This window comes from Paenibacillus sp. AGC31 (assembly GCF_057334655.1).
On the sequence record NZ_JBHFJH010000040.1, the window covers coordinates 1 to 14,011 of the forward strand.

Consider the following 14,011-nt stretch of genomic DNA (forward strand, 5'->3'; position numbering starts at 1 on the left):
ATATATAATAAGTACATCTATGTAACCAGAAAGTGAAAGGAGTGTAGAACATGGATATTGCAGCATTATCAATGGCGATGAGCCAAGCTTCAGTAGTGCAGTCGGCAAGCTTGCAAGTGATGTCGATTACAAAAGACATGGCACAGCAGCAAGGCCAGCAGATGGCGGAAATGTTGAAGTCAGTGCCTGCTCCTCACCCCAATCTGGGTGGAAGTCTCGATCTTTCGGTTTAGTTGAAATTACAGCATGTGTCCTCATGTAACACCCATTGCAGCAAGCAAAACCCAAACAGCTCCAATTCGAATGAATTGAAGCCGTTTGGGTCGTTTTTTTTCTGAATATTCATTCCGAAATTACGATCTTTTTATTACGATCTTCTCAGCGAAGCTTTGACAAGCTTGGCAATCGGCCTTCAAAGGGCAGTGTATTCTTCAATGTCCATAACTCATCGTAACTGGAAATCTGAAGATCGGCTTTGGACAAGTCCTGGTTGCCTGATCCCGGATTGCGATATCCGATACAGCGCATGCCTGCACTTTTGGCAGCCTGAACACCATTGCGCGAGTCCTCGATCACCAGACAATTCGAAGGGGACGCACCAATCATCTCAGCTGTGGTCAGGAAAATATCTGGTGCCGGCTTGCCGTTCGTAACTTCCTCACCTGTCATTCGCACCTCAAAGTATTGCCCAAGTCCGGTTTTGTCCATGATCAGATCGATCAGTGCACGTGGAGAGGAAGAAGCTACAGCTATGGGTATGTGCTGCTCATGCAGCCAACTTAACCAGCGTTCCACGGAAGGCATCGCCGTCAGATTCGGATGGGCAAGCATGGTTTGCATCACATTATGCTGATGATAAGTAAATATTTCTTCCAGCGTAGCTGTCAGCTGATGTTTGTCCAATACCTGCTGCCACATGGATTCCAGTGTAACTCCAACATAGGTATGATGTTCTTCATCAGTTACCACAGCGCCAAAATGGGCAAAAGAGCTGCGCTCAATCTCAAAATAAATCGGTTCGCTGTCAATCAGTACACCATCCATGTCAAAAATGACCGCTTGAATGATGTCATCATTGGGGGCTCCCAGTCCGTTAGATTCTTTGTTCGTTGCCATGTGTATTCCTCCTCCAGGATTGTGTATACATATATCTCTAATGTAGTCCATTCATGCTTGACGTTCCACTTTAGAAACTGGAACCGCTGGATTGCAGCACAACTTTAATGGCATGTGAAGAGGCTTGAAGTGTGCGTCCCTGAATATCGCAGCCAAGTGTGCGGAATGCTTCTTCGTAATCCTCCAACGGGAAGGAGTGGGTGATGATTTTTTTTGCCGGAATAATCCCTTGTTCAATCATATAATGTGCGGTTGCAAATGTTCCCAGAGAATCAATGGAACCAATAATTTTTAGACTGCGGTCCACAACTTCCTTGGGATTGAAGGATGTGTTTCCATCTCTCAGACCAACCAGCATCAGGTAACCGCCGCTGGCGAGCTGGGATAGCACTTGTGTGCCCACAACGCCAGTTGTATCTACAATCATATCGACCTGATGGGTTGCGGGTGACAGTGATTCTATGGCATTTTCGAAGGATGAATGAACCTCCCAACGGTCTGGTGCAATGGAACCGGCAATAGCTAAGCGTTCTTCGGAGATGTCGACCAGACAGCCGGTAACCCCTTTGGAAGCGAGCGCGTAGCTGTACAGAATGCCAATCGGGCCTGCACCAAGGATGATTGTTCTGAAATTCGGCAGTAGATGAATCTGATTAATCCCCGTCAGCATACAGCTGAGTGGTTCCGTCAAAGTTGCTTCTTCATAGCTCACATGGTCCTTCAATTTGTACAAAAAACGATCCTCGGTCACATAATAATCTGTAAATGTCCCGTCAGCACTCACACCTGTCTCGGTAACAGACTTGTGTGTGCAATGATTTTGTCTGCCTGTTCTGCACATGTCACACTGTCCGCAATAGTAGGTAGGATCGATCACAACACGGTCGCCCGCTTGTAATGTCGTTACCGCAGAGCCAACATCAATGATTTCCCCGGTAGACTCATGACCGAGAATGACAGAAGGAACTGCATGATACTTGCCGCTGACAATACCGAGATCGGTACCACATACACCTGTCGCCCGAATACGAACCAACACCTGATTATCTCTTGTAATTTCCGGGACAGGCCGTTCCTCAAGCGCCACATCCCAAGCCGATTTGTATACCAATGCAAGCATGATATAACCTCCTTATAATTATATAAAATATAAATATAGCGATTCATCTTAAACAGTTTTTTCAAGATACGAAAGTAGTGAAGGGGACGAAATCGATTCTGGAGAAGCGAAGCGTGCGCCTTTATCAACGGATTTTTCCCTTGGGAAAGGGAAATCAAGAAAATCCGTGGATAACAGCGATCATAAGAACGATTCGTAACCGAAACGACCACTTCGAACAGTTGCATTGAAATGTTTTAATGAACGGTGGCAAGCACCGAATCCAGTCGCTCCACGATCTCTACCAGTTCGTCTTCGGTTGTGGTAAGGGAAGGCCGGACCTTAACAACGTTGCCAAATCCATATCTTGAACTTCTCAAGATTAGATGCTCATCTGTAAAAGCACGGTCAACAATGGCATTGGTTTTGAGCGTATCCGGTTCATTACCGTCACCTACAATCTCGAGCCCCCACATTAACCCGACACCACGAGCTTCACCGATACTTGGGTATTTCATAGCCAATTCATGCAGCAATTCACCCAAAATTTCACCTTTGCGTTTCACCGCATCCAGGAAGCCGGGTTCGGATACCACTTCCAATGTGGATTTGGCAGCGGTTACGGAGATCAGATTGCTTCCTGAGGTGAAGGAGTGTTCGTGCTTTTCGAGCACGTTCAGCCGGGATTGCATTAATACCGCAGCAACAGGTACGCCGATCCCGCCAAGACCTTTCGCAAGGGTAATCATGTCAGGCTGGATATCAAACAGTTCGCTGGCAAACATGGTTCCGGTACGACCGATTCCTGTCTGCACTTCGTCGGCAATAAGAATAATATTGTACTCATCACACAGTTTACGCAGACGTTTGAAATATCCGGCAGGAGGAATGATATTGCCGCCATTCCCGAGAATGGGCTCGATGATCATGCAGGCGACTGAGCCGGAACTTGCATATTCTATCGCATCAGATATAGCTTCAACGCATTGATAGGCGCAGTCTCCATTTGAGGATTTGAATGGGCAACGAAAACAGTATGGGGCAGGTACATGGACCGCGTTAGCCACAGCCGAATTGGGGAAGCGTTTCCGCCGGAAGGCATTCCCTGAAATCCCGGTGGCAAATTGGGTCTGCCCATGATGGGATAGATACAGGCTGATGATGTCTGTCGATTCGGTATACTTCTGTGCAATTTTGGTTGCACATTCGTTGGCAGTTGAACCAGTGATATCCCGCATCCATCCGGCATTAATGTCGTTTGGAGCATATTCGATTAAGTGATCAAGTACTTCATTTACGTACGGTTCAGTGAAGGAGGAAGACATATGCGTCAGATTGCCGACTTGTTCCTGAATTTTGCTGACTACATGTGGGTGATTATAGCCCAGTGACAGATTGAATGTTCCCGACACGCCGTCCAGGTATTCAACACCTGAATCGTCAATCAACTTAATCCCTTTTCCGGCTATGAAGCGGTTGTTGGTTAAAGTTTGCATACGATTTCCTCCAATTGTAATGGTGTACTAGCTCGAACGAAGCTCAAAAAATCCCGGATGATGCGGGCATCACCTCCCTTAAGAAACGATGTTTATATTTCCTTGCTATGTTGTGCGAGAGCAGCACGTACTGCATTGTTTTTTACAGTCCATAGATGAGAGACCATCAAAGTAACAAGCAAGATCAGACAGAATCCGGCCAAAATCCAGATCGTATTCACGACAGGACCTGTGCTCATACTCCATCCAGTCACATACTGCAAGATGGCACCTCCAATCCCCCCCGATGCGATCAGGATACTGGTTGTCCGCTCGGTCATGCCGGGAATCAGAACATTTGCATAGACAAGTGCGATACAGAACAGCCCTGACATGAACAGACCGGTTCCGAAGATGAGCACATACGTTGCCCACTGTCCAGTTACAAATACCATAGCGACCGTAAACAAAAGCGTGCCAACCGTACTCCAGATCAGGAAAGGCATATAGTTGACGGATTCGGCTATTTTTCCGGAGAAAAGACGACCGATGATCATCGCAATCCACAGGATGGAGACACTCAGCGATGCAACAGATTCCTGAAGGTGCAGTCGTTCTACGAGAATGGAGGGCAGGAAGTTCATCAATCCCAGTTCCAATCCCATGTAGATGAAAAAGAAGATGACGAAGATTGTCAGCAGACCCAGATGTTTTCTCGAATATTGGGCTTTACCTGCTGCATGTGCCACTGTATTCTCGCCAGCCTGTTCCAGATACAGTGCGGCTGGCCGGGGCATTGTGATCCACAGCAACATGAGAATCAGTGACAACACGGCGACCGTATAAAAAGTAAGATGCCACAGCTCCATCCAGATGAATAAAGCAGCAACAGCCGGGATGAGAAGTGCTCCAAGAGCAAAGAAGACATCCAGCTTGGACATGGCGACCGCCTTCTGATTCTCAGTGAATTCGATCGTGAAAGCACCTACAGAGGGTTCGATGATACCTGAACCGAAACCTACGATAATCGTTAGAAGAAGAACTACAGACCAGGATGGCAGAAAACCGAGTAATATATAGGCGGTTACAATACAGATCAGTGCAAGGGTCAGCATCGCTTTTCTTCCGATACGGGCTGTCAGGGCAGGAGCTGCGATTACACCGACAAGAAATCCAAGAAACTGCAGAAATAACAAAAATCCGCCATCACTGTAACCGCGCTCATAATGTGACAATAAAACAGGGAGAAGTGCACCGAGCACAACGCTGGTTATGCCGATTAACAGATAAAAACCGCAGCTTAGAGCGAATATTCTTTTCAAAAGCCCGCCTCCTAGTTGGATAAAAATTTTATATTATGTAATTAATGTTTATTTCATATATAACTTATACCATAAATGAACAAATGTACATGCTTTTTGTTGTAAAATAATGTTAAATTTTGATGAAGAGAAATATTTCTCGTGCTAAGTTTCATCTAAAACGATTTCGTGTCGAAAGGATAAATATGATCCAATTCATATGACCGTTTAACAGGGTTTGGCATCTGTATTGATCGAGAATAGTAAAACGTGCATATATAAAAAAAGTTCCCTGTCTGAGTAGACGGGAAACGTTCTGATTAACCGTTTTATATGATGATACCTGACTTCCACGTATCGCTATTAAGCAGTCTGTACAAAGAAAATTCCATCGAATGGTGCGTGAGCAGACGCGGGACCCTTTCGCAAAAATAAATAACCATTTGCATCGGGAAGACCCAATATATCCCGATAAGGCTCAGGAAAATCTCCGGAATATATTTGACACACCAGTTGATGTTCCTCTAGCAAATGGTCAATTCCTTTCACACCGTTTGGTAAAGTGGGAGAGAAAAATGAAAATGCAGGGAACGCCTCATCGTCTAACTCCGTTTCAATCAAACATACGCCGCTTAACGGAATGGGTGGAACGGGACATACGGAAGTAAGTGGATGCGAAGATACCGAGACATAAGTGCTTCCGGCAAGAATATTCTCGTTCCATTCCAGCTCATCTCCCGTATAGATTACCTGATCCAGAAAATATTCGGAGGCGGAGTAGGTCGAGAAGACCGAGATATATTTATCTTGTGGTAAAGATGGGATATGGACCTGCTGTGAAAGTGTATTACAATTGATGGAGAACAGATGCAATAAAGGCTGACCATCAGGGTTGAGTGGCCAGTCGGAAACGTATGCAGTGTCTCCACCAATCCACATGCCAGAGTCTTGGTTGGGATCATCGGGGTCAACTGTAAATCGAGTAACTTTGTACATGAGAAACTCCTTCCAGAGTGTATTTGGGCTTTCCTATGTAACGGTGTATGTGTTTTTATATAACCATTCATTGCTTCGTTTCAGTATAAATGAGATGATGTGGAATGAAAATCAGTACAAGGTACTAACTCATTGCACGATGCGAATGAACGTACCAGCACTCTAAGAACCAGTGGCAATACTATAGATGAGAAGTGGTGACATATGCTAATTAACAAATACATAAGTGAAACGGGATTCTGCTCCCGCAGGGAAACGAACCGTTTAATTGCAGCTGGGCGCATAACGATCAATGGCAGGGTATGTGAAAAAGGGGCGGAAATTGAAACTCGCGATGTGGTACTCATTGATGGGAAGGAGATCCCTCGTAATGACAGCGAACCTGTCTATATTGCTTTGAACAAACCCATCGGTATTGTCTGCACAGCAGCAGAACATGTGGAGGGGAACATCATTCAATATATGAATTATCCTTCTCGCATATTTGCGATAGGCAGGCTGGATAAGGCATCTGAGGGGTTGATTTTGCTTACGAATGACGGAGGCATTGTGAACAAGATGATGCGTTCGGAGCATAATCATGATAAAGAATATGTAGTGACAGTAGACAAACCCGTAACCAACGAATTTGTAAAATCCATGTCTGAAGGCGTTGAAATTCTGGACGTAGTGACCAAGCCCTGCGAAGTGTATAGGCAAAGTGAAAATGTATTTCGTATTATTCTGACACAGGGTCTCAACCTGCAAATCCGGAGAATGTGCAAAGCCTTGGGGTACCGAGTCCTCAAGCTGGAGCGTGTGCGAATTATGAATATTACGCTGGATCAACTGGAGCGGGGGCAATGGCGTCATCTGGAGCAAGAGGAACTAGGGATTCTGCTGTCTCAATTAAATGAGATAAAATGAATGACTTCTGCTCATGTCAACGGTGGCCAACCACGATGTCCAGTTATATCAGTGAAAAATGAAGCAAACACTAACCCCTATGCGGATTAGTGTTTTTGTTATTAAGCTTGTGTCCTTTTTGTTCTGAAATGTAAGAGCCAAATAGGGTTAAGAACGCACCGAGTACAATCACCCAGGTTATCTGCTCTTGAAGAATCAGTGCAGATGACACAACAGTAATGACCGGCACAAGATAGATATATATGCTCGTTTGGATAGCTCCGAGAAGATTCATGGCCCGGTTCCAGGTCACGAAACACAACGCGGAGGCACCCAGACCGAGGTAGAGAATATTGGAGAGATTGGTCATGTTCATGAAGCGTCCGAGTTCCCAATGGAATTCAAACAAGAATAGAGCTGGTAGCATGAAGATCAGGCCATAGAAGAACACCTTGCGGGTCGCACCAATGGTGTGATAACGAAGCTCGCCAATTTTTCGCATTAGCACAGAGTAGATCGCCCATACCGCAGGTGCTATGAAAGCAAGCAGATCACCTATCGGATTCAGTTGCAGAATGAAACTGCCGTTCAGTGCGATGAGTAGGATGCCGCTCAAGGCAATCCCGAATCCGATAATGAAGCGGCGAGTTAACTTCTCGCCATCTAAGAAGAAGTGTGCGAGTACAGCAGTGAAGAACGGGGCAATGGAGACAATAACACCCACGTTGGAAGCTGTTGTGTACACCAGAGCTATATTTTCAATAAGAAAATATAACGTCACCCCACATAGTCCTGCTCCGATAAATAACCATTCTTCTCTGAATGAGGCGATCCGCAGTGAACGTGGATAGATCAATAATAGTACCAAATATCCGATCAGGAAACGGAAAAATAGAATTTCCACAGGAGTGAAATCAGTCAACAGAACCTTCGTAGAGACAAAGGTAGTTCCCCAGATCAGTATAGTAAACAAAGCGAGTAAATGTCTGGTAGAGGCTCTAGTGTTTTGATGATCAAGATGACTTGTCATACGATGTTAGTGGTGGTACGTTTCAACTCCGAATCATGATTGAAGATACGTCTATATTGCTTGGGTGTCAGGCCGATCAGTTTTTTGAAAAAATTCGTGAAATGGCTCTGGTCACTGAATCCTGTCTGTGCGGCTACTTCAATCGGAAGCAGACCTTGTTCCAGCAGACGTTTGGCTTGATTAATACGAATCGTCTCCAGATAACGGTAAGGTGATATCCCTTTCTGGCGGGTGAATAAACGCAGCAGGTGGTATTTGCTCATCTCCGTCAAATCGGTTAAATCGTTCAGCGAGATGATCTCCATGTAATGAGATTCTATGTAATCACATATGCGTCTGATCTCCAAGGTAACATCCTGTGTGGAAACAGGCGGTTCAGCATCCGAATAATCTCGCAGCAATTGATCCAGTAGTAAGAGTAACAATTCTTCTTTGCAGAAATCCGATTGCTCCTCTAGAATCATCTGATGCAGCTCGTGCAGGGAACCCACAAGTTCACTTTGGTAGAGAACGGGGGATGTAAACCGTGGCAAGTAAGCTTGTCCAGTAATCTCTCTCGCATACTCTCGCATAACCTCAGGCTGGACATTGATACAGCGATAATCGAGGGTTCTTCCATCCACCTGTTCGCAGGCATGAGGATCATGTGGATTAAAAACAATCATGTCTCCGCTATTCAGAATGTATTCTTCGTTGTTGCAGACGAGGTGTCGCTTGCCTTGTTCAATGAATCCAATGACGTAATAGTCATGAAAATGATTGGGAAACTTCTGCATAATGCCTTCAAATTGATAAGCTTCTAGCTGTAAGTCGGTATCAAATACTACAGTCCGGACTTCCCGTGTCATGATGCACCTTCTTTCTGGTAAGTTAAGATCATTATAGGTTGCAAAGAAGGAATTTTCTTGAACGATATTGCTATTGCTCGAAGTGTTTGAACGGACAGATATCTCTAAAAACAAAATACCCGCAATCCCGGAAGGAAAGCGAGCCCTTTGCTAAGTATAGTTGATTCATGAGTTCAAGCCTATATATATGGGAGAAAAAATGTCTTGAACAATTAGTAATTGTTCTTAGTGTAACGTAGCGAGTGCTTCAGGTGTAAAAGCCTGTATCTCGGATACACGTCCTTCGCGTATTTTGGCAGCCCATGCCGGATCACCAAGGAGTGCACGTCCCACAGCTACCAGATCAAATTCCTGTTGCTCATATCGCTTCATGAGTTCGCCCATACCTGGATGTGTTGCTTTATCTGCTCCTGCTTCAGACTCATCTGGCATACCCACAGAACCAACGGTAATTGTGGTTTGGCCACTCAGTTTTCTTACCCAACCTGCAAATCCAAGATTAGATCCTTCGAACTCGGGCTCCCAGAAGCGTCGTGTCGAGCAGTGGAAGATATCTACACCTGCGTCAACCAACAAGCTGAGGAATTGTCCCAGTTGTTCGGGTGTGTCGAACAGTCTGGCTTGATAATCATTCATCTTCCATTGGGAGATCCGCATCGCAATAGGGAAATCAGGACCTACCGCAGCCCGAACTGCCATTACAAGTTCAACCGCGAATTGAGTTCGTTTCTGAAGGTCACCACCATAGCGGTCCGTTCTCCTATTCGTTGTTTTCCAGAAAAACTGATCGATTAGAAAACCATGTGCACCGTGAAGTTCAATTCCGTCAAAACCAATACTTTGCGCATTGGCTGCTGCATCTGCATAAGCTTGAATCACAGTTGCGATCTCCGCCTCCGTCATGGGCTCACCTACTTGAGTACCTTCCATATCAACTCCCGATGGACTCAGTGAGGCAGCTTCCGGGTGTGGGTTAGATCCTGAAGGACGAACGATTCCCATGTGTAAAATCTGCGGAAAAATCTTGCCGCCCGCTTCATGGACATGTTCGACCACTTCAGCCCAGCCTTGAAGAGCTGCTTCTCCATACATATGAGGGATTCTAGGCTCACTTGATGCAGATGGATGCTCAATGGTCGCACCTTCGGTAATAATGAGTCCAACACCATGCTCGGCACGCCGACGATAATATGCAGCTACATCGGGGCCCGGGATACCATCCGGGGAGAAGGCACGAGCCATGGGGGACATGACGATGCGCGAGGACAGGGTTAACTTTGAAACGGTGTATGGTTGGAACAGAAACTCCGTAGAAATAACGTTATGTTGTTGATCACTCAAACTAAGCACCTCCATTATGTTGCACCTTCAAGCGGGTACGAGTGCAATCTTAACAAGGTCTATAGGCATGCTCAACCAACAATCGGAGCATTTTGTTGCTTAAGCGAAAGACATGGATTATTGTATGGTGTCTTTGCACTTACTTTCACTTGTTGAACAAATAACACTTATCTATAATGAAGGAGTCTAACCAAATATTTTGTGTACAAAGGAGGATTGGGGCATGTCTGGTGTATTGTCTCCAAACTCGAATGATCCGCGTGTAATCCGCACGCGTCAATTAATTCTTGATGCGTTTTTAAACCAATTGAATCTTAAAAATTTCAACAGCATTACGATTCAAAACATTACGGAACAAGCCACAATTAACAGGGCTACATTCTACGCCCATTTTCAGGATAAATATGCATTGCTTGAAGCCTTGTTATCGGATGCTTTTATGGAATATGTAACGAAAAGGGTGGAACCGGATGCCCGGTTATCAGCCGAAACCATACAGCAGCTTATATTTTCATTATGTGATTATCACGTCTCAAGTAATGGTTGCATCAAAAAATATGAGACAGTTGCGCCAATTATTGAAGAAAACATCAAGACACAGCTGGAGCAATTCCTTCTTGAATTAATGAGCAAAGTAGCGGGAGATGTAGATCCCAAAACACTGAAAATTACGGCAACCATGCTAAGCTGGTCGATCTATGGGATGACATATCGATGGAATATTGAAGGCGGGCAGGAATCCCCGGCTGAATTAGCCAACAGAGTGGTACCCTATATGATGGGCGGATTGGAATTGTTGAATTAAACTTCATTTAACGAAATTGCCTTACTATTCGAATGGACATGGGAGGAATAACAAGATGTTTGAACATTTGGTTGTTTTTAAATTTAACAATAAAACCACGTTAGCCAAACAGCAGGAATGGGTGGATCAATTACTCGCGTTACAGGAACAAATACCGGGGATTGTCGGGCTGACCGCAGGAATTAATGCAACGGAAGAAACGGACCGTATTCAAGGTTATACCATTGGATTGAGAGTGACATTTGAAGATCAGGGGGCATTGCGCGCCTATGGTCCACATCCTGCTCATCAGGCATTTGTAGCTTCCCTCGATGGTTGGGTGGAAGATGTCATTGTAGTTGATTATGCGATATAAAGGCGCGAAATTAGAGGTTAACGAATATAGGAGTTGAAGATTCCCATGTGTTTAATTTTATTTGCTTATAACATTCATCCAAAGTATCCGTTTATATTGGGGTCAAATAGGGATGAATTCTATCACAGACCTACGGCTCAAGCACACTATTGGGAAGACCATCCTCATATATTGGCTGGCCGGGATTTGTCGAAAATGGGAACCTGGATGGGCGTAACCAAAGGTGGGCGTCTGGCTGCTGTTACGAATTATCGTGATCCAAATGAAGATATACATGCCAAGGGCTCAAGAGGAGATCTGGTTGCTGATTTTTTAAAGGGAACGTCCACACCTGAGCAATATATACAACACGCGGAGAGAAGTCGCAATGATTATCCTGGCTACAATTTGTTAGTGGGTGATCCTGACGACCTCTATTATTATTCTAATGTGGGTAATGTTGTGATGAAGTTGAAACCTGGAATATACGGGATTAGTAATCACTTGATTAATACAGATTGGCCCAAGGTGAAACGTGGGAAAGAAGGACTGGAGAAAATCATCCAAGGGGAGGACGAAGCAACCCTGACAGAACAAATATTAGGTTTGCTGCAAATGGCAGACCCTTCAGTGGATGAGCTTTTACCCCATACAGGTGTTCCATTGGAATGGGAACGTTTGCTTTCTCCCATCTTTGTTAGAAGTGAGAAATTCGACTATGGGACCAGAGCTTCATCCGTTGTTCTGATGAACAGAGAAGAAGTGTTTTTTACGGAGAGGGTTCACCAGAACGGAGAGGTAATGGAGCAACGTTTTAACATCAAACCTCTTAACTCGACAAGCTGAGAATATGAAAGAAGTGATGTTCAGACATTATGCATTTAAATGAATTTGCATGAATCACTGAGGTTAAATCCAAAGTTGATGTTTCTTTTTTTCTGAGTGTAAAGAGTATTTTCGTTTCTCTGTGTCAACTAATATAACGCGAAATAAACGGTTTGAGAGACCTTTTGTATAACACGCCCAATTTTAGTTGGGTTCTTTATCTCTTATCACAATTCTATGTTATGAATCATGGAACTTCCCTGAATAGTTTATATAATGTGAATCAACATAACATGATTTTGCAGCGGTTCTGTTGATTCTAATTTCAGGGGGGCAACTTGGGAATGAAAGAAACCAAAAAGATGAGAGTTTTTTCACTGGGTATTCAGCACGTACTCGCGATGTATGCGGGAGCAATTCTGGTGCCTTTGCTTGTGGGCAGAGCATTAAATCTGACTGCAGAGCAGTTGGCGTATCTGGTATCCATTGATCTGTTAACGTGTGGGATTGCAACATGGCTTCAGGCTCGAAAAGGGAAGTACTTGGGTATTGGTTTACCAGCGGTGCTCGGAAGTTCTTTTGTAGCGGTGACACCGATGATTGCGATTGGATCGCAGTACGGAATTCCCGCCATTTATGGGTCTATCATCGCAGCCGGGTTATTTATCGTCATCTTTGCCGTATTTTTTAGCAAAATCGTCAAATTGTTTCCGCCAGTTGTGATCGGTACAGTGGTAACCATTATCGGTCTTGCGCTAATCCCAACCGGCATTAAAAACATGGCGGGTGGAGCAAACAGCGAGAATTTCGGAAGTTTGGACAATTTGGCGCTTTCATTTGGTGTATTACTGTTCATTCTAATCCTGAATCGATATGCTCGTGGTTTTGTTAAATCCCTGGCTGTTCTCCTTGGTATTATTGTGGGAACCCTCATCGCAGCTATCATGGGAAAAGTGAATTTTGCCTCTGTACAGGAAGCCTCCTGGTTCCATTTGCCTCAACCCTTTTACTTTGGATGGCCTACCTTCGAAATCGGCCCAATCATTACAATGATTATTGTAGGTACGGTGGTTATCATCGAATCAACAGGTGTATTTATGGCTTTGAGCAAAATCTGTGATCAACCAATCAACGAAAAAGATCTGGCACGGGGATATCGCGCAGAAGGTCTCGCGTTTGTTCTAGGTGGCATATTCAATGCCTTTCCATACAATACATTTGCTCAGAATGTCGGTTTGGTTCAGCTCTCCAAGGTGAAAACGACCAATGTGGTGGTTGCAGCCGGAGGTATTCTAATCTTTCTGGGACTCATTCCGAAGGTAGCTGCTTTTGCAACCATTATTCCAAGTGCTGTCCTCGGAGGAGCGACTGTTGTCCTGTTTGGAATGGTCGTCTCATCCGGGATCAAAATGCTACAAAACGTCGACTTTGGCAAACAATCCAATCTATTGATCGTGGCTTGCTCCGTTTCACTTGGGCTCGGCGTTACTGCTGTACCCGACCTGTTTGCCCAGCTTCCTCAAAGTATTCGGATTATTGTTAGCGATGGTATTATCACGGGAAGCCTGTCAGCGATCCTGCTTAATGTCTTCTTTAACCTTGCTTTGAAAAAAGAGAGCTTGCCAGTACAGCCTGTACAGGCTCAAGAAGCACACACGTAATCTTTGTAATAACAGATGTGTCATCTGGTAGTAAGAGGAATAGATCCAAGAGGGTTTTCTGGGAAGTGGAGTGAAAGACACTGATTCCACTTGGCAAAGAAATCTCTTGGATTTTTTTTGTGCTTACGATTCATGAGGAATGCAAAAGGCATGCAAATATGCTAAAGTTTCATCAAGAACATTTTAGATGTTCGTTTAAGTCAACAACATCTTACATTGAATTTCCATGCGACTACATAAATGAGCATTGGTTCACAAGGCTACAATATAACCAAGGGATATCCCTGGGGTACAG

At 44.6% G+C, this 14,011-nt stretch carries 14 protein-coding genes; 6 read left to right on the plus strand and 8 right to left on the minus strand.

The genetic code is table 11. From position 1 onward, the window contains the following. Positions 1–50: 50 nt before the first annotated feature. On the plus strand, positions 51–233 hold the full coding sequence (locus ACE04G_RS24910) for a YjfB family protein (protein WP_017687882.1): 183 nt from the start codon (positions 51–53) through the stop codon (positions 231–233). 145 nt (positions 234–378) lie between these two features. Here ACE04G_RS24910 and ACE04G_RS24915 read toward each other — a convergent pair whose 3' ends face one another. The 5 genes from ACE04G_RS24915 to ACE04G_RS24935 all read right to left on the minus strand — a co-directional run bounded on the left by ACE04G_RS24915 (position 379) and on the right by ACE04G_RS24935 (position 5,987). Further along, positions 379–1,116: an HAD family hydrolase gene (locus tag ACE04G_RS24915; protein ID WP_449003958.1), complete on the minus strand. Its 738-nt coding sequence runs from the start codon at positions 1,114–1,116 to the stop codon at positions 379–381. Between the two features lie 70 nt (positions 1,117–1,186). Then, a complete protein-coding gene (locus ACE04G_RS24920; RefSeq protein WP_221821730.1) occupies positions 1,187–2,236 on the minus strand; it encodes a zinc-dependent alcohol dehydrogenase in 1,050 nt (349 codons plus the stop codon). Between the two features lie 236 nt (positions 2,237–2,472). Then, entirely contained in the window at positions 2,473–3,711 is a 1,239-nt protein-coding gene (locus ACE04G_RS24925) for an aspartate aminotransferase family protein (RefSeq protein ID WP_221821729.1), read from the minus strand. A gap of 92 nt (positions 3,712–3,803) precedes the next feature. Further along, positions 3,804–5,012 carry an MFS transporter gene (locus ACE04G_RS24930; protein WP_221821727.1) on the minus strand — a complete coding sequence of 403 codons (1,209 nt, stop codon included), beginning with the start codon at positions 5,010–5,012 and terminating at the stop codon, positions 3,804–3,806. A 342-nt stretch (positions 5,013–5,354) separates the two neighbouring features. Further along, the gene (locus tag ACE04G_RS24935) at positions 5,355–5,987 is read right to left on the minus strand and encodes a DUF1963 domain-containing protein (protein ID WP_221821726.1); all 633 of its coding nucleotides are present in this window, start codon (positions 5,985–5,987) and stop codon (positions 5,355–5,357) included. A gap of 204 nt (positions 5,988–6,191) precedes the next feature. On the opposite strand from ACE04G_RS24935, the gene ACE04G_RS24940 reads away from it, so the two are divergent. Continuing rightward, complete coding sequence (locus ACE04G_RS24940) at positions 6,192–6,893, plus strand: pseudouridine synthase (protein ID WP_221821724.1); 702 nt, start codon at positions 6,192–6,194, stop codon at positions 6,891–6,893. 70 nt (positions 6,894–6,963) lie between these two features. Here ACE04G_RS24940 and ACE04G_RS24945 read toward each other — a convergent pair whose 3' ends face one another. The 3 genes from ACE04G_RS24945 to ACE04G_RS24955 all read right to left on the minus strand — a co-directional run bounded on the left by ACE04G_RS24945 (position 6,964) and on the right by ACE04G_RS24955 (position 10,091). Continuing rightward, entirely contained in the window at positions 6,964–7,902 is a 939-nt protein-coding gene (locus ACE04G_RS24945) for a DMT family transporter (RefSeq protein WP_221821723.1), read from the minus strand. Beyond that, complete coding sequence (locus tag ACE04G_RS24950; protein WP_221821722.1) at positions 7,899–8,750, minus strand: AraC family ligand binding domain-containing protein; 852 nt, start codon at positions 8,748–8,750, stop codon at positions 7,899–7,901. Before ACE04G_RS24950 ends, ACE04G_RS24945 begins: the two co-directional genes overlap by 4 nt. Positions 8,751–8,975: 225 nt before the next feature. Further along, positions 8,976–10,091, minus strand: a complete 1,116-nt coding sequence (locus ACE04G_RS24955) for an NADH:flavin oxidoreductase (protein ID WP_237174832.1) — start codon at positions 10,089–10,091, stop codon at positions 8,976–8,978. Between the two features lie 223 nt (positions 10,092–10,314). On the opposite strand from ACE04G_RS24955, the gene ACE04G_RS24960 reads away from it, so the two are divergent. From ACE04G_RS24960 to ACE04G_RS24975, 4 genes are all read left to right on the plus strand, one after another. Then, complete coding sequence (locus tag ACE04G_RS24960; protein ID WP_221821720.1) at positions 10,315–10,896, plus strand: TetR/AcrR family transcriptional regulator; 582 nt, start codon at positions 10,315–10,317, stop codon at positions 10,894–10,896. A gap of 55 nt (positions 10,897–10,951) precedes the next feature. Next, a complete protein-coding gene (locus ACE04G_RS24965; protein WP_221821719.1) occupies positions 10,952–11,251 on the plus strand; it encodes a Dabb family protein in 300 nt (99 codons plus the stop codon). Positions 11,252–11,296: 45 nt separating this feature from the next. Next, the gene (locus ACE04G_RS24970) at positions 11,297–12,076 is read left to right on the plus strand and encodes an NRDE family protein (protein WP_221821716.1); all 780 of its coding nucleotides are present in this window, start codon (positions 11,297–11,299) and stop codon (positions 12,074–12,076) included. Between the two features lie 323 nt (positions 12,077–12,399). Then, the gene (locus ACE04G_RS24975; RefSeq protein ID WP_221821715.1) at positions 12,400–13,716 is read left to right on the plus strand and encodes a nucleobase:cation symporter-2 family protein; all 1,317 of its coding nucleotides are present in this window, start codon (positions 12,400–12,402) and stop codon (positions 13,714–13,716) included. Positions 13,717–14,011: the final 295 nt, after the last annotated feature.

What these genes read in the sequence shown, in the direction of transcription:
- ACE04G_RS24910 (WP_017687882.1), top strand. Translation starts at nt 51, where the DNA reads ATGGATATTGCAGCATTATCAATGGCGATGAGCCAAGCTTCAGTAGTG.
- ACE04G_RS24915 (WP_449003958.1), bottom strand. Translation starts at nt 1,116, where the DNA reads ATGGCAACGAACAAAGAATCTAACGGACTGGGAGCCCCCAATGATGAC.
- ACE04G_RS24920 (WP_221821730.1), bottom strand. Translation starts at nt 2,236, where the DNA reads ATGCTTGCATTGGTATACAAATCGGCTTGGGATGTGGCGCTTGAGGAA.
- ACE04G_RS24925 (WP_221821729.1), bottom strand. Translation starts at nt 3,711, where the DNA reads ATGCAAACTTTAACCAACAACCGCTTCATAGCCGGAAAAGGGATTAAG.
- ACE04G_RS24935 (WP_221821726.1), bottom strand. Translation starts at nt 5,987, where the DNA reads ATGTACAAAGTTACTCGATTTACAGTTGACCCCGATGATCCCAACCAA.
- ACE04G_RS24940 (WP_221821724.1), top strand. Translation starts at nt 6,192, where the DNA reads ATGCTAATTAACAAATACATAAGTGAAACGGGATTCTGCTCCCGCAGG.
- ACE04G_RS24945 (WP_221821723.1), bottom strand. Translation starts at nt 7,902, where the DNA reads ATGACAAGTCATCTTGATCATCAAAACACTAGAGCCTCTACCAGACAT.
- ACE04G_RS24950 (WP_221821722.1), bottom strand. Translation starts at nt 8,750, where the DNA reads ATGACACGGGAAGTCCGGACTGTAGTATTTGATACCGACTTACAGCTA.
- ACE04G_RS24960 (WP_221821720.1), top strand. Translation starts at nt 10,315, where the DNA reads ATGTCTGGTGTATTGTCTCCAAACTCGAATGATCCGCGTGTAATCCGC.
- ACE04G_RS24965 (WP_221821719.1), top strand. Translation starts at nt 10,952, where the DNA reads ATGTTTGAACATTTGGTTGTTTTTAAATTTAACAATAAAACCACGTTA.
- ACE04G_RS24970 (WP_221821716.1), top strand. Translation starts at nt 11,297, where the DNA reads ATGTGTTTAATTTTATTTGCTTATAACATTCATCCAAAGTATCCGTTT.
- ACE04G_RS24975 (WP_221821715.1), top strand. Translation starts at nt 12,400, where the DNA reads ATGAAAGAAACCAAAAAGATGAGAGTTTTTTCACTGGGTATTCAGCAC.